Source organism: Streptomyces sp. CB01249 (assembly GCF_001905735.1).
Taxonomy (GTDB): domain Bacteria; phylum Actinomycetota; class Actinomycetes; order Streptomycetales; family Streptomycetaceae; genus Streptomyces.
The window spans coordinates 516,079-534,665 of sequence record NZ_LISW01000009.1 but is presented as its reverse complement, the minus strand read 5'-3'; the positions used below and the strand labels follow the sequence as shown (position 1 = coordinate 534,665).

Below are 18,587 nucleotides of genomic sequence, written 5' to 3'. Positions count from 1 at the left end.
GAGGCGCGTTACCCGTCGTTCAAGGGGATCATGGCGGCGAAGAAGAAGCCGGTGAAGTCCCTGGACCTGGACGATCTGGGGATCGACGCCGAGCAGGTGGGGTTGGCGGGTGCGTGGACCGCGGTCGACTCCGCGACCGAGCGTCCGGCCCGCACTGCGGGAACGATCGTGAAGGACGAGGGCGAGGGCGGCAAGCAGCTGGCCGAGTTCCTGGCCGGCCAGAAGTTCATCTGAGCCCCGGCATCCCGTTCGCCACCCCGCCTACTTCGTACACGCAGGAGATTGAAGTCCCATGGCTGAAGTTCTCGTCTATGTCGACCACCTGGACGGTGCCGTCCGCAAGCCCACCCTGGAGCTGCTGACGCTCGCCCGCCGCATCGGCGAGCCCGTCGCCGTCGCCCTGGGCAACGGCGCCGCCGACACCGCCGACGTGCTCGCCGAGCACGGTGCGGTCAAGGTGCTGACCGCCGACGCCCCCGAGTTCGCCGACTACCTCGTCGTACCGAAGGTGGACGCGCTCCAGGCCGCCTTCGACGCCGTGTCCCCGGTTGCCGTGCTGCTGTCCTCCTCCGCGGAGGCCAAGGAGATCGCGGCCCGCCTCGCGGTCCGTATCGGCTCCGGCATCATCACCGACGCCGTCGACCTGGAGGCCGGCGACGAGGGCCCGGTCGCCACGCAGTCCGCGTTCGCCGCCTCGTACACGACCAAGTCCCGTGTCTCCAAGGGCGTTCCGGTCATCACGGTCAAGCCGAACTCCGCCCCGGTCGAGGCGGCCTCGGCCGCCGGTGCCGTCGAGACCCTCGCGGTCTCCTTCTCGGCGCAGGCCACGGGCACGAAGGTGCTGTCCCGTACGCCGCGTGAGTCGACGGGCCGCCCGGAGCTGACGGAGGCCGCGATCGTGGTCTCCGGTGGCCGTGGCGTCAACGGCGCGGAGAACTTCGCGATCATCGAGGCGCTGGCCGACTCGCTGGGTGCCGCCGTGGGTGCCTCGCGTGCCGCCGTGGACGCGGGCTGGTACCCGCACACCAACCAGGTCGGCCAGACCGGCAAGTCCGTCTCGCCGCAGCTCTACATCGCCAACGGCATCTCCGGCGCGATCCAGCACCGGGCGGGCATGCAGACCTCGAAGACGATCGTCGCGGTCAACAAGGACGCCGAGGCCCCGATCTTCGACCTCGTGGACTACGGCGTCGTCGGCGACCTCTTCGCCGTCGTCCCCCAGCTCACCGAGGAGATCAACACCCGCAAGGGCTGATCGCGGACGGTTTGGTACGAGCAACGGCCCGGGGCCGCACGGTGAACGCACCGTGCGGCCCCGCGGCGTTCCCGGTCACCGTTGACTCGGATGCGAGCGCCTTATAACTTCACCATACGGATTGTTGTTTCCGGCAAGCGGAAACGACCGGAGCGTGGAGGGTGCGGACGATGGGTCAGCAGGAGAAGGTGGCGACGAGCCTCGCCGGTGCGGTCAGCGACGGGATCAGCGCCTCCCTCGCGCCGGTGGACGCCGAACTCGCCCGCCGCTACCCGGGCGACCCCGGCACCCGCCAGCCCGTGCACACGGTCTACGTACCGGGCGACACCTTCACGGCCGGCACCCTGCGCACCTGGGGCGACGAGGCGCTGAAGGCGCTGGACGAGCACGCCCCCGACGCAGCCGCCCTCGCCGGGGTGCTCGGCATCCCGGACGAGCTGGCCGGGCCCGTCCACGACCGGGTGCGCGCCAAGCTGGAGCGCGAGCCGGTCGAGGACCTGAGGATCGACTTCGAGGACGGCTACGGACCCCGCTCCGACGCCGAGGAGGACGAAGCGGCGGCCCGCGCGGCCCGGCTCGTCTCGGAGGCGTACGCCGACGGCACGGCCGCCCCGTACATGGGCATCCGGATGAAGTGCATGGAAGCCGCCGTCCGCGACCGGGGCATCCGCACCACGGACGTCTTCCTCACCGGGCTCATGAGGGCGGGCGGGCTCCCCGACGGGCTCGTCCTCACCCTGCCGAAGGTGACGTACCCCGAGCAGGTCACCGCCTTCGTCCAGCTCCTCGAAGCCTTCGAGCAGGCGCACGGGCTGCCCGACGGGCGCATCGGCTTCGAGATCCAGATCGAGACCAGCCAGTCCATCCTGGCCGCCGACGGCACCGCCGCCGTGGCCCGCATGATCGACGCGGCCCGGGGACGGGCGACCGGGCTGCACTACGGCACCTTCGACTACAGCGCCTGCGTCGGCGTCAGCGCCGCGTACCAGGCGAGCGACCACCCGGCCGCCGACCACGCCAAGGCCGTCATGCAGGTCGCCGCCGCAGGCACCGGCGTACGCGTCTCCGACGGCTCCACCAACGTCCTGCCCGTCGGGCCCACCCCGCAGGTCCACGAGGCGTGGCGGCTGCACTACGGGCTCACGCGGCGCGCCCTGGCCCGCGCCTACTACCAGGGCTGGGACATGCACCCGGGCCACCTGCCGACCCGTTACGCGGCCGTCTACACCTTCTACCGCGAGGGCCTGGAGCAGGCCGCCGCCCGGCTCGCCGCGTACGTCGCCAAGGCCGGCGGCGACGTGATGGACGAACCGGCCACCGCCAAGGCGCTCAGCGGCTACCTGCTGCGCGGCATCGACTGCGGAGCCCTGGACACCGACGAGGTGGCGAAGCTGACCGGGCTGACCCGCGCCGACCTCGACGCCTTCGCCTCGCCCCGGCGCGGCACCCTGACGGTCACCGCGCCCTGAGGGGCGTCGCTCAGGCGGCCGGGGGGATCTCCCCCGAACCGCGGGCGATCAGCCGGGTCGGGAGCTCCACGCGCGCCGGGGGGTGACCGGACCCGTCCAGGCGCCGGAAGAGGTGCTCGGCGGCGGTGCGGCCCACCGTCGCCGCGTCCTGGGAGATCACGGTGATGCCGAGCAGGTCCGCCAGCTCGATGTCGTCGAAGCCGACCAGGGCGACCGGCCGCTCCCGGTCCGCCAGGACGCGCACCACCGTCACCGTGACCCGGTTGTTGCCGGAGAAGAGCGCCGTCACCGGCTCCGGACCCGAGAGCATGGCCTCGGCGGCGGCGCGCACGCGGTCGGGGTCCGTGGAGCCCAGCGAGACCCAGGAGTCCTCGACGGTTATCCCCGCCTCCGCCATCGCCGCGTGGTAGCCGCGCAGGCGCTCGGTCGCGGTGTGGATACGGGGCTGGTCGCCGATGAAGCCGATACGGCGGTGGCCGTGCGCGATCAGATGGGCGACGCCCTCGCGGGCCCCGCCGAAGCTGTCCGACAGCACCATGTCCGCCTGGATCTGCCCGGCCGGGCGGTCCACGAAGACGGTCGCGACGCCCGCCTTGATCTCCGGCTCCAGATAGCGGTGGTCGTCGGCGGCCGGGATCACGATCAGCCCGTCGACCCGGCGCGCGCACAGGGCGAGGACCAGCTCCTGCTCGCGCTCCGGGTCCTCGGCGCTGGAACCGTTGATGAGCAGGGCGCCGTGCGCGCGGGCCACCTCCTCGACCGCGCGGCTCAGCGGCCCGTAGAAGGGGTCCGCCAGATCCTCCAGGACCAGGCCGATGGAGGCGGTCCTGCCCTTGCGCAGCACCCGCGCGCTGTCGTTGCGGCGGAAGCCCAGCGCCTCGATGGCCTCCTGCACCCGGCGCTCCGTGTCCGGGGTGACCCCCGGCTCGCTGTTGACCACGCGCGAGACCGTCTTGAGGCCCACCCCGGCCCGGGCGGCCACGTCCTTCATGGTCGGCCGGTTGCCGTAACGGGGCTCGGGATGACGGGCGGTCTCGGCCACGGTGCGCTGTCCTGTCGTCGGTCGGGCGGTCCCGGCGGGCCACGGCGGCTGCCGTGGGGGCTCCCGGAGGGTGTGGCGTCGAGCATAGGCCCTGGACAACGTTGTCAAGGGAATGGAGACTGGGCAGACTGTGCACCTGAGCCGCAGGTCCCGCCCACACCACCCCGGAGCCACACCGATGCAGACCCACCTCGTCGCCGCCCTGGACATCGGGGGCACCAAGATCGCCGGCGCGTTGGTGGACCGGGACGGCGGGCTCCTGGTGCGCGCCCAGCGGCCGACACCCGCACGGGAGAGCGGCGAACGCGTCATGGCGGCGGTCGGCGGCGTCCTGGCCGATCTCGCCGCCTCCCCGTACTGGGGCGACGCGACGGCCGTCGGCATCGGCAGCGCGGGCCCGGTGGACGCCGCCGGGGGCACGGTCAGCCCGGTCAACGTGCCCGGCTGGCGGGGCTTCCCCCTGGTCGAGCGGGTCGCCGACGCCACCGGCGGCCTTCCGGTCACGCTGGTCGGCGACGGCGTCGCGATCACGGCGGCGGAACACTGGCTCGGCGCGGCGCGCGGCCACGACAACGCGCTGTGCATGGTCGTCTCGACCGGCGTCGGCGGCGGGCTCGTCCTCGGCGGCGCCCTGCACCCCGGCCCCAGCGGGAACGCCGGCCACATCGGGCACATCAGCGTGGACCTCGACGGCGACCTCTGCCCGTGCGGGGCGCGCGGCTGCGTCGAGCGCATCGCGAGCGGCCCCAACATCGCGCGCCGCGCGCTGGACGCGGGCTGGCGGCCCGGCCCGGACGGCGACGCGACCGCGGTCGGCGTCGCGGCCGCCGCGCGGGCCGGCGACCCGGTCGCCGTGGCCTCCTTCGAACGTGCCGCGCAGGCTCTGGCGGCGGGGATCGCCGCGACGGCGACCCTGGTCGAGATCGACATCGCGGTGATCGGCGGCGGGGTGGCCGGCGCGGGCGAGCTGCTGTTCGCCCCGCTGCGCGCGGCCCTGCGCCGGTACGCCACGCTCTCCTTCGTCCAGCACCTGACGGTGGTGCCCGCGGTCATGGGCAACGACGCGGGCCTGGTCGGTGCGGCGGCGGCCGCGCTGGCCGCCGCCCGGCCGCTCGCCGACCCGCTCAGCAGGTGATCCGCAGGTCCCCCCAGTCCGCGTGGTCCGAGTCGTCGCCGTCGCCGCCGTCCGTGACCACCAGCCGGACGACCTGAGCCCCGGTCACGTCCGCCGAGAGGGGCTGCGGGGCCATCGCGTTGGTCAGGACCCCGGTCGAGGCGGCCTTCGTGCCGTCCGCCCAGATCTCGAAGGCCACGGTGCCCTTGGCGCCCTTCTCGTCGTCCACTCCCACCTGCGCCGTCACGGCGGTGCACGCGCCGCCCGCGTAGTACTCGACGCTGCTCGCCGCGTGGGCGCCGAGCCCCTTGGCGTACACCTGGCCGCCGATGGTCAGCGGGTGGCCGTCGCCCGCGGCGCTCTCGCCGTTGCTGGTGTCCTTCTCGACGGGGCCGTAACCGTTGGAGGCGCTGAGCTGCGGCAGGTCGCTGAGGTAGCCGCCGCCGGGCGGGGGCGGCACCACCACATGGGCCCGGAACGGCACGGTGGACCGGATCCGTTCACCGGTGGGGGAGCGGTACTGGGCGGTGAGCGTCAGGTCGTAGCCGCCGGGGGCCGCTGCGGCGGGGGCCGTCACCCGCCATCGGGTGGCCAGTGCGCGGCCGGTGGGCAGCGCGGGGGTGCGGGTCGGCGACGCGGCCTCCACCCGCCAGCCGGCGGGGCCGGTGAGCGCGGCGGAGACCGTGAGCGCGGGGGTGCGGCCCAGGTCGGTGACCTCGGTCGTCAGCGTGGCGGTGCGGCCCGCCTCGACCAGCGGGCTGCCGTCCAGGGCGAGTTCGACGGCCGGCGGGTGCGCGGCCCAGCGCGGGTCGGCGGCGACGCGCAGCAGGACGGTGCCGTGCGCGGGGACGGTCGCCGAGAGGCCGCCCGCGGTGTTGCGGGTGGTGTGGGCCCACAGGTCGCGCACGGTGTACCCGGAGGCGCGTTCCAGGCCGACCGCGGCGGCCGTGGTGGCGATCCGCTGTGCGCTGCCGGTCTCGTTGAACAGCGCCACGGCCCGGGAGCCGTCCGCCATCTCCTTGGCGACGACCCAGCGGCCGTCCTCGGAGGAGAGCACCTCGCCCTGCCTGCCCAGCGGGTCCTGGTCGACGGCGATGACCTCCTCGTTGGAGAGGATGTCGAACGTCTCCCGGGAGGCGGTGCGCAGGTCGGAGCCGATGAGCAGCGGCGCCGCCATCACCGACCACATCGAGAAGTGGGTGCGGTACTCGGTGTCGGTCATCCCGCCGTTGCCGACCTCCAGCATGTCGGGGTCGTTCCAGTGGCCCGGGCCGGCCGCGGCGGCGAGCGGGAGGTTCTGCTTCATGATCGACAGCATGCTGCCCCAGCTGTCGTTGATGTCACCGGTGGTGCGCCAGAGATTGCCCAGCTCGGCCGCCCATTCCCAGGGCTTGTTCTGGCCCCATTCGCAAATGCTGTAGACGATGGGACGGCCGGTGGCGACGAGCGCGTCGCGCATCGTCGTATAGCGTTCCTTCGCGTCCACGCCCTGGTTGTTGCAGTTGTCGTACTTGAGGTAGTCGACGCCCCAGTCGGCGAACTGCCGCGCGTCGCTGAATTCATGGCCGAGGGCTCCGGGGATTCCCACGCTGTCGCAGGTCCTGGTGCCGGCGCTGGTGTAGATCCCCAGCTTGAGGCCCTTCGCGTGCACATAGTCCGCGACCGCCTCGATGCCGTGCGGAAAGCGCACCGGATCGGCTACCAGCTTTCCTTCCGCGTCACGCTCCGGAACCGCCCAGCAGTCGTCCAGATTGACGTACTCGTACCCGGCGTCCTTCAGCCCCTTCTCCACGAAGATATCGGCGATGCCCTTGACCATGTCCTCGTTGAACTCGGCGCGGCAATGCGTGGAGTTCCAGTTGTTGAAGCCCATGGGCGGGGTGAGGGCCAGTCCGTTCGCGGCCCGGGTGCCGGCGGCCGGTGCGGGGGAGTGCGCGGCGGCGGGCACGACGGCCCCCGCCGTACACAGGAGGCCCGCGACCAGGGCTCCGAGGACTCTGTGGCGGTTCGCTCGGGTGGGACGGGTTGGAAGATGACGCATCGTTACGTTCCTCCGTACTCGTGCCGGATCAGGCGGCGACATGTGCACGCCAAGACGAGCGAATACGTTAGAGCGTGTTGAAGTCTGTTGGAAGAGGGCGGGTGCCCGGTCGGCCGCATCTCGTCAAAACCCTTGACTGCGCCCCATGTTGGGGGTGAGATCCAAGCGCACGTTCGGTTGTGTTCGGTTGCCTTCCGGAGGACGGGGTCATGGCACACTCGTACAACAGATCGGATCTGCCCGGCAGCGTCGCGGGACACCGGATGTCCCGGCGGAGCCTGCTCCGCGGCGCGGCCCTCGGTGCCGGTGCGGTGACGCTTCCCGCCCTGCTCACCGCGTGCGGCGGCGGACCCGGCGGGGACGGCAAGACCGTCACCCTGGGATCGAATGCGTCCGACCCCGTTCCCAAGAAGGCGTTCGCCGACGCGTTCAAGGCGTACGCCGGACAGTCGGACGGACGGAAGGTGAAGGTCAACACCGTCGACCACAACACCTTCCAGGAGAACATCAACCGCTATCTCCAGGGAAAGCCCGACGACGTCTTCATGTGGTTCGCCGGGTACCGCATGCAGTTCTTCGCGAAGAAGGGCCTGCTGTACGACATCAGCGACAACTGGCAGCACTACACGGGATTCTCCGACGCCCTGAAGGACCAGTCCAGCGGCGAGGACGGCAAGCAGTACCTCACGCCGTACTACTACTATCCGTGGGCCGTCTTCCATCGGAAGAGCCTGTTCACCGAGCGCGGCTATCAGGTGCCCAAAACGCTTGACGAGTACGTGGCGCTCGCCAAGCAGATGAAGAAGGACAAGCTGGACCCCATCGCGTTCTGCGACAAGGACGGCTGGCCCGCCATGGGCACCTTCGACTACATCAACATGCGCACCAACGGATACGAATTCCACAAGAGCCTCATGGCCGGTGAGGAAGCCTGGACGGACAAACGCGTCCGGGACGTCTTCGACACCTGGCGGCGCCTTCTTCCGTACTGCCAGCCCGGCGCCAACGGCCGTACCTGGCAGGAGGCCGCCACCAGCCTCCAGAAGCGCGAGGCGGGCATGACCGTCCTCGGCCTGCCGCACCCCGGCGCGCAGTTCCCCAAGGACGAGCAGGGCGACCTGGACTTCTTCCCGTTCCCCGAGATCAGCCCCGAGCACGGCCAGGACGCCGTGGAGGCGCCCATCGACGGGTTCCTGCTGGCCAAGAAGTCCAAGAACCTGAAGAACAAGAAGACGCTGGAGAGCGCCAAGGACCTGGTGAAGTGGCTCGCCACCGGCAAGGCCGAGGACATCTACCTCAAGAGCGACCCCAACAACATCGCGGTCAGCGAGGAGGCGGACACCTCCGGGTACTCCGCGATCCAGAAGAAGGCCGTCGAACTCGTCTCGGGCGCCAAGCAGATCTCGCAGTTTCTCGACCGGGACACCCGTCCGGACTTCGCGTCCACGGTCATGATCCCCGCGATCCAGAAGTTCATCAGCAGCCCCAATGACGTGGACGGCCTGGTCAACGACATCGAACGGCAGAAGAAGACCATCTTCGCCTCGGACTGAACCGGGAGTACGCACCGTGCCGTTCATCTCGGGGAGGCGCACCGGACGACGGGGCACGCGGCGGTACACACGCCGCGACCTCGTCGTGCTCGGTGTGCTGCTCGGCCTGCCCGTCCTGCTCGACCTCGCCATCGTCTGGGGCCCGACCCTGGCCTCCGTCGTCCTCTCGTTCACCAGCTGGGACGGGATCGGCGACATCGAGTGGGTCGGGACCCGCAACTACGCGAACCTCTTCACGAACTACCCGCAGTTCTGGCCCGCCGCCCGGCACAACCTGCTCTGGCTCGCCTTCCTCGGCCTCGTCGCCACCCCGTTCGGGCTGCTCCTGGCCGTGCTGATCGACCGGGGCGTCCGGTTCAGCCGCTTCTACCAGTCCACGCTGTACATGCCCGTCGTGCTCTCGCTCGCGGTGGTCGGCTTCATCGCCCAGCTCGTGTTCTCGCGGGACCAGGGCGCGCTCAACGCCGTCATCGGCGACACGGAGACCCCGACGGACTGGCTCGGCGATCCGGACCTCAACATCTGGATGATCCTGCTGGCCGCCGCCTGGCGGCACACCGGCTATGTGATGATCCTCTACCTCGCCGGGCTCAAGGCCGTCGACCAGTCCCTCAAGGAGGCGGCGGCGATCGACGGGGCGAGCGAGGCGCAGACCTTCTTCCGCGTCGTCTTCCCGACCCTGCGGCCGGTCAACGTCATCGTCGGCGTCATCACCGTCATCGAGTCGCTGCGCGCCTTCGACATCGTGTACGCGGTCAACCACGGCCGCAACGGCCTCGAACTGCTCTCCGTGCTCGTCACCGACAACATCATCGGCGAGGCCAGCCGGATCGGCTTCGGCTCCGCGATCGCCGTCGTCCTGCTGACCGTCTCCCTCGGATTCGTGGTGACGTACCTGGTCCAGGAGCTCCGAGGGGAGAAAGACCGATGACCACCACGCAGGCCGACCCCGTACGCCCGGCGACCGCCGCGCCCGCCGCGGCCCGCCGCAGGCTCCGCCCCGGCCGGCTCGGGGTGCACGCCTTCCTGATGGCAGTCTCGCTGGCCTTCCTCGCCCCGCTGCTGCTCGCGGTCTACGCCTCGCTGCGGCCGTACGACGAGACCTCCGAGTACGGCTACTTCTCGCTGCCGCGCCACCTCTCGCTGGACTACTACCGGCAGGCGTTCACCGACTCCGGCATGACGAAGTACTTCGTCAACACCCTGATCATCGCGGTGCCGGGCGTCCTGATCACCCTGTTCCTCGCCTCGTTCGTGGCCTTCGCGCTCGCCCGGCTGAAGATGCGCGGCGGACTGGTCCTGCTGATGCTGTTCACGGCCGGGAACCTGCTCCCGCAGCAGGTGATCGTCACCCCGCTGTACGTCGTCTTCAACCGGATCCCGCTGCCGTACTGGATGTCCGACTCGATGACGATGTTCGACTCCTACTGGGCCGTCGTCCTCGTGCAGATCGGCTTCCAGATCGGCTTCTGCGTGTTCGTCCTGGCCAACTTCATGCGCACCCTCCCGTCGGAGATCCTGGAGGCGGCGGTGGTGGACGGGGCCGGGGTGTGGACGCGGTTCTGGCGGATCAGCCTGCCGCTGTGCCGCCCGGCGCTCGCCGCGCTGGGCACGCTCCAGTTCACCTGGATGTACAACGACTTCCTGTGGGCGCTGGTCTTCATCTCCGACGGCGACAAACTGCCCATCACCTCCGCGCTGAACAACCTGCGCGGTCAATTTTTCACGGACTACAACCTGCTCGCCGCCGGTTCGGTGATCGTCGCGCTGCCGACGCTCATCGTCTTCCTGCTGCTGCAACGGCACTTCATCGCCGGACTCACGCTGGGCTCCGGCAAGGGGTGACGGGGTGCCCGGGCACCCCGTCACCACGCCCTACTCGCAGGCCACGCCGTCCCCGTCGCGGTCGAGGTGACGGCCGTACCCCGGGTCGCCCCGGTGGATGGGGGCCGCACCGGCCGCGCGGACGGCGGTGCAGTTCGCGTAGTACGCCGAGCCGCCGCCCGAGCCCCCGCCACTCGAACCGGAACTGTCCGAACCGGAGTCGTCCGACGTGCCGGCGGGCGCCTCGGGCGCGACGGTGACCTTGACGGTCTTCGTCTTCGTGACGGTCGGCACCGGCTCGGGGCTCGCGGTGACCGTCTCGGTCACGGCGGGCTCCGGCGCGGGCGTGACCGACACCGTGGCGGTGACGGTCGGCGCCGGCGAGGACTTCGCCGCGGCCTCGGTCCTGTCCGCCCCCGAGTCGCCCCCGGCGGCGCCCATGCCCACGCCGATGAGGAAGAGAACGGCCGCCGCCGGGATGACGATGCGTTTCCTCGCCCAGCGGGGCGCGCCGCCCGGACCCTGCGGGCCGAACGGGGACGGCTGCGGCGGCGGCCCCCAAGGCGGCGGCTGCGGCGACGGGTTGTGCGACATGGGACCCCCCAAGGTTGTGTGGAGGGACGACCGTAACCAGGGCGCCGAACCCAGGGGAGGGCAATCCTCCGCAAGTGATGGAGTTGTGACCATCGCGTGAAGCCGGAGGCCCGCCACGGTCCGCGCGGGCCCGCCGTTGTCAGTGCCGGGTGCGATCCTGCCTGCATGGACGAGATCATGCGACGGCGGGTGTACGGCGCCGACCACGAAGACCCCGACCCGGGCCCACAGCCGGGCCGTGACTACCGGGAACTGGTCGGCGGACCGCTCGACGGACTGCTCCTGGATGTGACGGGGTGGACGGCGGTGGCCCTCGCGGACGGTTCCGCCCTGGTCACCGAGATCGGCGCCTACGGACCGGGCGGCCGCGCCGAGTACGGGCCGCGCCCGGACGAGCCGGACAAGTGGGACTGGCGGGGCGATACGCCGTAGCCCGGGGCGGGCCCGCGCGGCCCCCTCCGCGCAACGCGTCGCCCCGGTCGGGTTTTCGCGGCAGGGTGTTGCGGGCAAGCCACAGGGGGCTGCTACGGAAGAGGGGGAACCGTGATCGTCTGGATCAACGGTGCGTTCGGCGCCGGAAAGACCAGCGCCGCGCGTGAACTGATCGATCTGATCCCGAACAGCACCTTGTACGACCCGGAACTCACCGGGGCGGGGCTCGGAAGCCTGCTGCCCCAGAAGAAACTGGCCGAGGTGACGGACTTCCAGGACCTGCCGATCTGGCGGCGTCTCGTGGTGGACACCGCCGCCGCGCTCCTCGCCGAACTGGGCGGGGTCCTCGTCGTCCCGATGACGCTCCTGCGGCAGGAGTACCGCGACGAGATATTCGGCGGGCTCGCCGCCCGGCGCATACCGGTGCGCCATGTACTGCTCTCACCTGAGGAAACGATCCTGCGTGCGCGCATCGCCCACCGGGCCGAGTTCCCCGGTGACGCGGAGCGCGTGGACCCGACCGGCCGCTGGGCGTACGACCGCATCGAACCCTACCGATCGGCCCTCGGCTGGATCACCGGGGACGCCCACACCGTCGACAACAGCGCCCTCACCCCGCGCGAGACGGCGGAGCGCATCGCGGAGGCCGTTCGCACCGACGCCGCCCCCGCCTGCGAGATCGTCCAGACCCCCGAGCCGACCGCGGAGACCGTCGCCTCCGGGGTGCTGCTCTTCGACGAGGACGACCGGTTCCTGCTCGTCGATCCCACGTACAAACCCGGCTGGGAGTTCCCCGGCGGCGTCGTGGAGGCGGGCGAGGCCCCCGCACAGGCCGGCATCCGGGAGGTCGCCGAGGAGATCGGCATCCATCTCGACCGGGTGCCCAAGCTCCTCGTCATCGACTGGGAGGCGCCCGACCCGCCCGGGTACGGAGGACTGCGCCTCCTCTTCGACGGCGGACTGCTGCCCCGGGCGGACGCGGAGCGGCTGCTCCTCCCCGGCTCCGAGCTGCGCGGCTGGCGGTTCGTCACCGAGGCGGAGGCGGCCACCCTGCTCCCGCCCACCCGCTACGAACGGCTGTGCTGGGCGCTCCGGGCCCGGGAACGCTCAGCCGTGCTCAACCTGGAGGCCGGCGTCCCCGTGGGCTGAGGCCCGCAGCACCGCGGCGGCGTCCTCGGTGAGGGGGTCGCCGTGGCCGAAGCAGACCGTGGCCGGTTCCAGCGCGGCCAGCCTCCGGAACGAGGCCACGGCCTGCTCCCGGTCGATGTTGAAGACGCCCAGCATCACCTGTCCCACCCCGGCCACGCAGTCGCCGGTGAACAGGACGCCGTGCCCGGGCAGATGCACACCGATGGAGCCCGGTGTGTGCCCGGGGGAGTGGACCACCCGCGCCCCGCCCCCGAACGGCAGCACCGCCCCGTCGGACAGCTCGGTGTCGACCCGGGTCGGGGGAGCCGGGGGAACGGTCAGCGCGTGCTCGTACAGCGGGCGTTCCCAGTCCAGGAGCACCGGCTCCCCGACCTCCTCCTCGCCCCGGATCACCGGCGCGTCCAGCCGGTGCGCCAGAATCTCGGCACCGTGGCGGTCGGCCAGCTCCTGGGCGCCGCCGTAGTGGTCCCGGTGGCCGTGGGTGATGACGATCCGGGCGAGGTCGGCGGGGTCGTGGCCGAGGCCGCGCACCGCCTCCTCGATGGCGGGCGCCGCGTTCACGTCGCCCGCGTCGATCAGGGTCAGCTCCGTCCCGTCGCGCCAGAGATACGCCTGGCCGATCGGGAAGCGGAACATGTGCAACTGCGGAAGCACCTCTACGAGATCCATGCGGCGAACCTAGGCGGCCTCGCCCGGCCACCGCATGGATCTACGCTCTCGGCGAGCTTCGCTCAACGCGTAGCCCGGGCCCGACGAGGACTCAGACCGCCTTGGACGCCGCGTAGTTGCGCAGGAACAGCGCCTCGGTCACCGACAGCCGCTCCAGCTCCTCGGGCGACACGCTCTCGTTCACCGCGTGGATCTGCGCCTCCGGCTCGCTGAGCCCGATCAGCAGGATCTCCGCGTCCGGGTACAGCCCGGCCAGGGTGTTGCACAGCGGGATCGAGCCGCCCATGCCGGAGGACTGCATCTCCTGGCCCGGGTACGCGACCCGCATGGCGTCGGCCATCGCGGTGTACGCCGGGCTCGCGATGTCCGCGCGGAACGGCTGGCCCTGGCCGACCTGATCGACCGAGACCTTCGCGCCCCACGGGGTGTGCGCGAGCAGGTGCGCGGTGAGCAGCTTCGTCGCCTCGTCCGCGTTCTGCCCCGGCGGCACCCGCAGACTGATCTGGGCGCGGGCGCTCGCCTGCACGGAGGGGGTCGCGCCGACCACGGCCGGGCAGTCGATGCCGATCACGGTGACGGCCGGCCGCGCCCAGATCCGGTCGGCGACCGTGCCCGTGCCGATGAGCCCGACCCCGTCGAGGACCTTGGCGTCCTTGCGGAACTCCTCCTCCGGGTACTGCAGTCCGTCCCATTCCTCGTCCGCGGTCAGCCCGTCGACCGTGGTCGAGCCGTCCTCGGCGCGCAGCGAGGCGAGCAGCTGGATCATCGCGGCGAGCGCGTCGGGCGCGGCACCGCCGAACTGGCCGGAGTGCAGGTTGCCCTCCAGCGTGTCCAGCTGGACCCGCAGCATCGTCATGCCGCGCAGCGTCGAGGTCACGGTCGGCAGCCCCACCCGGAAGTTGCCGGTGTCGCCGATCACGATGGTGTCGGCCGCCAGCAGCCCGGGGTGCGCCTCGGCGTACCGCTCCAGACCGCCGGTGCCCTGCTCCTCCGAACCCTCCACGATCACCTTGACCGAGACGGGCACCCCGCCGTCCGCCTTCAGGGCGCGCAGCGCGAGGAGATGCATGATGAAGCCGCCCTTGCAGTCGGCCGAGCCCCGGCCGAACCAGCGCCCGTCACGCTCCGTCAGCTCGAACGGCGGGGAGATCCAGGCATCCTCGTCCAGCGGCGGCTGCACGTCGTAGTGCGCGTAGAGCAGCACGGTCGGCGCGCCCTCCGGCCCGGGCAGGAAGCCGTAGACGGACTGGCTGCCGTCCGGGGTGTCGAGCAGGGCCACGTCCTGGAAGCCCTCGGCGCGCAGCGCGGCCGCGACCCACTCGGCGGCGCCCTCGCACTCGCTCTTCGGATAGACCGCGGGGTCCGCCACCGACTGGAAGGCCACCAGCTCGGTCAGCTCCGCCTTGGCGCGGGGCATCAGCGAGGCGATGGTCTCGGGAATCGGGTGGCCGGTCATGGGGCACGCTCCTGGTAGGTGCGACGTTATGTGTACGTTTCCGGTTACTCGCCCGCCTGGAGTGCGGCGTCGCGGGTACGTCGGAGACTCGGCCGATCCTCCCACAGCGGTTCTCGGCCACAACGCGCCGTAGGATGCCGTGAGCAGCTTGGGCCACTGGTCGGATCGGGAGCAGAAGCACATCGTGAGCAGCGAGAACGCAGACGCCGGACATGAGCACGAAGAGTCGTCCGTGTGGGACGTCGTCGTAGTCGGCGCCGGACCGGCGGGAGCCTCCGCGGCATACGCGGCGGCCGTCGCCGGCCGTAAGGTACTGCTCCTGGAGAAGGCGGAGCTGCCGCGCTACAAGACGTGCGGCGGCGGCATCATCGGATTTTCGCGCGACGCCCTGCCACCCGGGTTCGAACTGCCCCTGAAGGACCGGATCCACGCGGTCACCTTCTCGCTCAACGGCAGACTGGCGCGCACCCGCCGCTCCAAGCGGATGCTCTTCGGCCTCATCAACCGCCCCGAGTTCGACGCGGGGCTGGTCGAGCAGGCGCAGAAGGCCGGTGCCGAACTGCGCACCGGGGCGACCGTCTCGCGGGTGGAGCAGCACGGTGCCGCGGTGCCCGACCGGCGCACGGTCGCGGTCGTGCTGGCCGGCGGCGAGACCGTCCTGGCCCGTGCGGTGGTCGGCGCGGACGGCAGCGCGGGGCGGATAGGAGCCCATGTCGGGGTCAAGCTGGACCAGGTCGACCTCGGCCTGGAGGCGGAGATCCCGGTGCCGCCCACCGTGGCGGAGGACTGGGCGGGCCGCGTCCTCATCGACTGGGGCCCGATGCCCGGCAGTTACGGCTGGGTCTTCCCCAAGGGCGACACCCTGACGGTCGGCGTGATCTCCGCCCGCGGCGACGGCGCCGGCACCAAGCGGTATCTGGAGGACTTCGTCGCGCGGCTCGGCCTCGCCGGCTTCGAGCCGAAGATCTCCTCCGGCCACCTCACGCGCTGCCGCAGCGAGGACTCCCCGCTCTCGCGCGGCCGGGTGCTGGTGTGCGGTGACGCGGCCGGGCTGCTGGAGCCGTGGACCCGCGAGGGCATTTCCTTCGCGCTGCGCTCGGGACGGCTCGCCGGTGAGTGGGCGGTGCGCGTCGCGGAGGCGCACGACGCGGTGGATGCCCGCCGCCAGGCGCTCAACTACGCCTTCGCCATCAAGGCCGGGCTCGGCGTCGAGATGAGCGTGGGCCGGCGCATGCTGAAGCTGTTCGAGCGGCGCCCGGGCGTGCTGCACGCCGTCCTGACGGGCTTCCGCCCGGCGTGGAACGCGTTCGCGGGCATCACGCGCGGCACGACCTCGCTGGCCGAGCTGGTCCGTTCGCACCCGCTGGCCCAGCGGGCGCTCTCGGCGATGGACCGTTAGGGCCGCTTCCGCGGTCCGGTTCCACGAGGGCTGACGCGCCGTCCGGTGCGTCAGCCCTCCTCGCTGATCCGGAAGACCGGGTGGTCCGGGCAGGCCGCCAGGATCTCGGCGTCCGTGGACTTCGCCGTGACGCCCTGGAAGTACTGGTTGACCTCCCAGCCCCACCGCTCCAGGTACGCGCGGATGACGGTCGCCTTGTGCGCGTCGTCCGCGATCTCCACCGCCGAGAACGGCCGCGTCCTGCGGCCGCGGCGCAGCTCCCCGCCGCCCGCCGCCCGCATGTTGCGCACCCACTGCGAGTGCCCCCGGGCGGAGACCAGGTACCGCACACCCTCGTAGGTGTGCGGGTTGACCGGGACGCGCTGCATCTTGCCGCTCTTGCGGCCCCGCACCGACAGCTCCTGCGAGCCGAGCAGGCTGATTCCGTGCCGCGCGAGCCAGCCGACCAGGCTGTTGAAGCGGACGTTGAGCGGGCTGCCCTGCAGGTAGTACGGCTGCGTCTGCGACATGGTGTGACCCCCACGGTGGAGAACATTTTCGAGAGCAGTGCTCTCGCTTGAGATCAGTGTGCACGGAAGCGGCGCTCAAAAGCAAGAGCACTGCTCTCGTTATTGGTCGCTGCTCTGCGCGCATGGCAGACTGAGCCCTATGAGCGCTATCCGGGGAGCCAGGGAACGGGCCCGTATCGAGGTCACCGCCGCCATCAAGGACGAGGCGAGGAAGCAGCTCGCCGCCGAGGGCGCGGCGAAGCTGTCGCTGCGCGCCGTCGCGCGCGAGCTGGGCATGGTCTCCTCGGCCCTCTACCGCTACTTCCCCAGCCGGGACGACCTGCTGACCGCTCTCATCGTCGACGCGTACGACGCGGTCGGGGAGGCCGCCGAGCGTGCCCACCGCGCCGCCGCCGCGTCACCCGGCGCCCCCGTCACCGGTCTCACCCGCTGGGTCGCGGTCGCCTGTGCCGTACGCGACTGGGCGCTGGCCCACCCGCACGAGTACGCGCTCATCTACGGCTCGCCCGTGCCCGGTTATTCGGCGCCGCAGGACACCGTCGGCCCCGCCGCACGCGTCGGCATGGTGCTCATCGGCATCGTGGAGGAGGCCCGCCGCGACGAGGGCCTGGCGCTTCCACCGCTCCCGGACGAACTGCGCCCGGAGGCCGAACGGCTCGCCGCCGATGTGGCCCCCGGGCTGGCTCCGGCGGTGGCCGCCCCGCTGGTCGCGGCCTGGTCCCAGCTGTTCGGGCTGATCTCCTTCGAGGTGTTCGGCCAGTTCAACCGGGTGGTGGCGGCCCGCGAGGTCTTCTTCCGCCAGGCCGTCACGGAACTCGCCCGCACGGTGGGCCTCCTGGGCCCGCGCGGCTGAGTCCGGCTACCGCGTCACGACCAGGTGATCGAGGAGTTGTCGCGCCAGATCCGGGCCGGCTCCTCGTCGCCCGTCACCGTGAGGGCCGTGAGCGGAAGCCGGTTCCACAGGGCGAGGTAGAGCGTCCCGGCCGGGCCGCTCAGCTCGCAGTCCACGGCGGACTTCGGGTCCGGCGCCTCCTCGCGCACCGCCACCGGCGCCTCGGCGGACAGCCGTACGGTCCACACCGCGTCCGTGTCCGTCGCGCGGATCCGCAGCGTGCGCGGGGTCCCGGTGCGCACCCGGCTCTTCGGGCGGGCGTGCATCCCCCGCAGCAGTTCGTCGATGCCGTCCAGCGCGAGGGCGGGCGGGACGGGGGAGAGCTCGCCACCGCGCGCGGACTCGGCGTCCACCCGGTGGATCGTCGTCTCATGAGCCTGGCGGCGGGCCCAGAAGGCGAGCGGCGAGGGCGCCGGGAGGAACGACCAGCACTCCACGTCCCGCGGCGCCTTCTCCAGCGTCTCCACCAGGAGCCGGTGCCCCGCGCGGAAGTGGGCCAGCAGCTCCGGTCCGTCCAGCTCCGGTTCGCCGCCGTCGGGGACGTACGAGGTGTGGCCCTCGCGGACGAAGGCGGCGGCCCAGGCGTGCACCATCGCGGTGTGCCTGAGCAGGTCGCGCACCTGCCAGTCGGGGCAGGTCGGCACGGGGGCCCCGGGGCCCGCCTCACCGGCCGCGTCCGCCAGCAGGCGGCCCTCGGCGGCCAGGGCCGTTATGTGTTCCGTGATCTTCATGGACGGATTGTGCCAGCCGGGCGGGGCCCGGAGGGCCGTCCGGTCAGGCTCCCTGGGGGTGGGCCGTGCGGCTCCGGCGGGCACCGCCGCGTACCAGCCGGACGAACCAGCCCAGCGCCAGCGACTGCACCAGCACGGACACCGTCAGCGCCAGGTACATGAACCAGGCCGGGCCGAAGGATTCCGCCCCGGCCATCGAGCCGCCGAGCAGGAACAGGAACACGGTCGGTGCCGCCAGCAGGAACAGCCAGACACCGGCGAACGAGGCGTCGTCATGGGTGACCAGCAGGGTGTCCACGGTGACGAACACGGCGGCCGCGGCGACCGCGCCCAGGTAGACCAGGGACGCGGCGTTCCCGAAGGTGAGCCGTGCGAGCGTGCGGAGCGACTGCTGGTCGATGGACGGCTTGTTCATGGTGTGTTCCCCCTTGGACGGCTGTCCCTCCATCGTGCGCGCG

General features: G+C 71.8%; 18 protein-coding genes and 1 pseudogene. 11 read left to right on the top strand and 8 right to left on the bottom strand.

All coding sequences use genetic code 11. The features are described from left to right. From AMK18_RS32450 to AMK18_RS32440, 3 genes and pseudogenes are all read left to right on the top strand, one after another. Window positions 1-234: pseudogene (locus AMK18_RS32450) on the top strand (electron transfer flavoprotein subunit beta); the annotation flags it as partial. A gap of 58 nt (window positions 235-292) precedes the next feature. Beyond that, window positions 293-1,255 carry an electron transfer flavoprotein subunit alpha/FixB family protein gene (locus AMK18_RS32445; RefSeq protein ID WP_073865612.1) on the top strand — a complete coding sequence of 321 codons (963 nt, stop codon included), beginning with the start codon at window positions 293-295 and terminating at the stop codon, window positions 1,253-1,255. A 170-nt stretch (window positions 1,256-1,425) separates the two neighbouring features. Next, window positions 1,426-2,724 carry a DUF6986 family protein gene (locus tag AMK18_RS32440; RefSeq protein ID WP_073865611.1) on the top strand — a complete coding sequence of 433 codons (1,299 nt, stop codon included), beginning with the start codon at window positions 1,426-1,428 and terminating at the stop codon, window positions 2,722-2,724. 10 nt (window positions 2,725-2,734) lie between these two features. Here the strand turns inward: AMK18_RS32440 and AMK18_RS32435 are convergent, their stop codons facing one another. Next, window positions 2,735-3,766: a LacI family DNA-binding transcriptional regulator gene (locus AMK18_RS32435; protein WP_073865610.1), complete on the bottom strand. Its 1,032-nt coding sequence runs from the start codon at window positions 3,764-3,766 to the stop codon at window positions 2,735-2,737. 178 nt (window positions 3,767-3,944) lie between these two features. Between AMK18_RS32435 and AMK18_RS32430 the strand changes: the two genes are divergently transcribed. Then, window positions 3,945-4,901: an ROK family protein gene (locus AMK18_RS32430; protein ID WP_073865609.1), complete on the top strand. Its 957-nt coding sequence runs from the start codon at window positions 3,945-3,947 to the stop codon at window positions 4,899-4,901. Here AMK18_RS32430 and AMK18_RS32425 read toward each other — a convergent pair. Continuing rightward, window positions 4,891-6,921, bottom strand: a complete 2,031-nt coding sequence (locus tag AMK18_RS32425; RefSeq protein WP_198957122.1) for an NPCBM/NEW2 domain-containing protein — start codon at window positions 6,919-6,921, stop codon at window positions 4,891-4,893. The genes AMK18_RS32430 and AMK18_RS32425 overlap by 11 nt on opposite strands. A 263-nt stretch (window positions 6,922-7,184) precedes the next feature. Here AMK18_RS32425 and AMK18_RS32420 point away from each other — a divergent pair, with 263 nt between their 5' ends. Genes AMK18_RS32420 through AMK18_RS32410 form a run of 3 tightly spaced genes read left to right on the top strand, consistent with a single transcriptional unit; the run spans window position 7,185 to window position 10,319 of the window. After that, window positions 7,185-8,474 (top strand): ABC transporter substrate-binding protein, encoded by a 1,290-nt coding sequence (locus AMK18_RS32420; RefSeq protein ID WP_073865639.1) that lies wholly within the window; start codon window positions 7,185-7,187, stop codon window positions 8,472-8,474. A gap of 16 nt (window positions 8,475-8,490) precedes the next feature. Continuing rightward, a complete protein-coding gene (locus tag AMK18_RS32415; RefSeq protein ID WP_018102740.1) occupies window positions 8,491-9,405 on the top strand; it encodes a carbohydrate ABC transporter permease in 915 nt (304 codons plus the stop codon). Then, window positions 9,402-10,319: a carbohydrate ABC transporter permease gene (locus tag AMK18_RS32410; protein ID WP_073865607.1), complete on the top strand. Its 918-nt coding sequence runs from the start codon at window positions 9,402-9,404 to the stop codon at window positions 10,317-10,319. The genes AMK18_RS32415 and AMK18_RS32410 overlap by 4 nt, the downstream gene beginning before the upstream one ends. A 30-nt stretch (window positions 10,320-10,349) precedes the next feature. Here the strand turns inward: AMK18_RS32410 and AMK18_RS32405 are convergent, their stop codons facing one another. Continuing rightward, window positions 10,350-10,892: an excalibur calcium-binding domain-containing protein gene (locus AMK18_RS32405; RefSeq protein ID WP_073865606.1), complete on the bottom strand. Its 543-nt coding sequence runs from the start codon at window positions 10,890-10,892 to the stop codon at window positions 10,350-10,352. Window positions 10,893-11,057: 165 nt separating this feature from the next. On the opposite strand from AMK18_RS32405, the gene AMK18_RS32400 reads away from it, so the two are divergent. Together AMK18_RS32400 and AMK18_RS32395 are read left to right on the top strand one after the other, a co-directional pair. Further along, window positions 11,058-11,324: a hypothetical protein gene (locus tag AMK18_RS32400; RefSeq protein ID WP_018102743.1), complete on the top strand. Its 267-nt coding sequence runs from the start codon at window positions 11,058-11,060 to the stop codon at window positions 11,322-11,324. Window positions 11,325-11,435: 111 nt separating this feature from the next. Beyond that, the gene (locus tag AMK18_RS32395; RefSeq protein ID WP_018102744.1) at window positions 11,436-12,473 is read left to right on the top strand and encodes an NUDIX hydrolase; all 1,038 of its coding nucleotides are present in this window, start codon (window positions 11,436-11,438) and stop codon (window positions 12,471-12,473) included. Here AMK18_RS32395 and AMK18_RS32390 read toward each other — a convergent pair. Continuing rightward, complete coding sequence (locus AMK18_RS32390) at window positions 12,432-13,142, bottom strand: MBL fold metallo-hydrolase (protein WP_073865605.1); 711 nt, start codon at window positions 13,140-13,142, stop codon at window positions 12,432-12,434. The genes AMK18_RS32395 and AMK18_RS32390 overlap by 42 nt on opposite strands. A 91-nt stretch (window positions 13,143-13,233) precedes the next feature. After that, entirely contained in the window at window positions 13,234-14,598 is a 1,365-nt protein-coding gene (locus AMK18_RS32385) for a dipeptidase (RefSeq protein WP_073865604.1), read from the bottom strand. A 184-nt stretch (window positions 14,599-14,782) separates the two neighbouring features. Between AMK18_RS32385 and AMK18_RS32380 the strand changes: the two genes are divergently transcribed. Further along, a complete protein-coding gene (locus AMK18_RS32380; RefSeq protein ID WP_079199379.1) occupies window positions 14,783-15,997 on the top strand; it encodes a geranylgeranyl reductase family protein in 1,215 nt (404 codons plus the stop codon). Window positions 15,998-16,047: 50 nt separating this feature from the next. Here the strand turns inward: AMK18_RS32380 and AMK18_RS32375 are convergent, their stop codons facing one another. Next, window positions 16,048-16,506 (bottom strand): nitroreductase/quinone reductase family protein, encoded by a 459-nt coding sequence (locus AMK18_RS32375; protein WP_073865602.1) that lies wholly within the window; start codon window positions 16,504-16,506, stop codon window positions 16,048-16,050. A gap of 139 nt (window positions 16,507-16,645) precedes the next feature. On the opposite strand from AMK18_RS32375, the gene AMK18_RS32370 reads away from it, so the two are divergent. Then, entirely contained in the window at window positions 16,646-17,359 is a 714-nt protein-coding gene (locus tag AMK18_RS32370; RefSeq protein ID WP_073865601.1) for a TetR/AcrR family transcriptional regulator, read from the top strand. A 14-nt stretch (window positions 17,360-17,373) separates the two neighbouring features. On the opposite strand, the gene AMK18_RS32365 is transcribed toward AMK18_RS32370, so the two are convergent. Together AMK18_RS32365 and AMK18_RS32360 are read right to left on the bottom strand one after the other, a co-directional pair. Further along, on the bottom strand, window positions 17,374-18,129 hold the full coding sequence (locus AMK18_RS32365) for a maleylpyruvate isomerase family mycothiol-dependent enzyme (RefSeq protein ID WP_073865637.1): 756 nt from the start codon (window positions 18,127-18,129) through the stop codon (window positions 17,374-17,376). 43 nt (window positions 18,130-18,172) lie between these two features. Next, complete coding sequence (locus AMK18_RS32360) at window positions 18,173-18,544, bottom strand: SCO4225 family membrane protein (RefSeq protein ID WP_073865638.1); 372 nt, start codon at window positions 18,542-18,544, stop codon at window positions 18,173-18,175. Window positions 18,545-18,587: the final 43 nt, after the last annotated feature.

Coding starts and splice junctions, on each gene's coding strand:
- AMK18_RS32375 (WP_073865602.1), bottom strand. CDS start 16,506: ATGTCGCAGACGCAGCCGTACTACCTGCAGGGCAGCCCGCTCAACGTC.
- AMK18_RS32425 (WP_198957122.1), bottom strand. CDS start 6,921: ATGCGTCATCTTCCAACCCGTCCCACCCGAGCGAACCGCCACAGAGTC.
- AMK18_RS32445 (WP_073865612.1), top strand. CDS start 293: ATGGCTGAAGTTCTCGTCTATGTCGACCACCTGGACGGTGCCGTCCGC.
- AMK18_RS32385 (WP_073865604.1), bottom strand. CDS start 14,598: ATGACCGGCCACCCGATTCCCGAGACCATCGCCTCGCTGATGCCCCGC.
- AMK18_RS32410 (WP_073865607.1), top strand. CDS start 9,402: ATGACCACCACGCAGGCCGACCCCGTACGCCCGGCGACCGCCGCGCCC.
- AMK18_RS32365 (WP_073865637.1), bottom strand. CDS start 18,129: ATGAAGATCACGGAACACATAACGGCCCTGGCCGCCGAGGGCCGCCTG.
- AMK18_RS32360 (WP_073865638.1), bottom strand. CDS start 18,544: ATGAACAAGCCGTCCATCGACCAGCAGTCGCTCCGCACGCTCGCACGG.
- AMK18_RS32390 (WP_073865605.1), bottom strand. CDS start 13,142: ATGGATCTCGTAGAGGTGCTTCCGCAGTTGCACATGTTCCGCTTCCCG.
- AMK18_RS32405 (WP_073865606.1), bottom strand. CDS start 10,892: ATGTCGCACAACCCGTCGCCGCAGCCGCCGCCTTGGGGGCCGCCGCCG.
- AMK18_RS32430 (WP_073865609.1), top strand. CDS start 3,945: ATGCAGACCCACCTCGTCGCCGCCCTGGACATCGGGGGCACCAAGATC.
- AMK18_RS32370 (WP_073865601.1), top strand. CDS start 16,646: ATGAGCGCTATCCGGGGAGCCAGGGAACGGGCCCGTATCGAGGTCACC.
- AMK18_RS32400 (WP_018102743.1), top strand. CDS start 11,058: ATGGACGAGATCATGCGACGGCGGGTGTACGGCGCCGACCACGAAGAC.
- AMK18_RS32440 (WP_073865611.1), top strand. CDS start 1,426: ATGGGTCAGCAGGAGAAGGTGGCGACGAGCCTCGCCGGTGCGGTCAGC.
- AMK18_RS32420 (WP_073865639.1), top strand. CDS start 7,185: ATGTCCCGGCGGAGCCTGCTCCGCGGCGCGGCCCTCGGTGCCGGTGCG.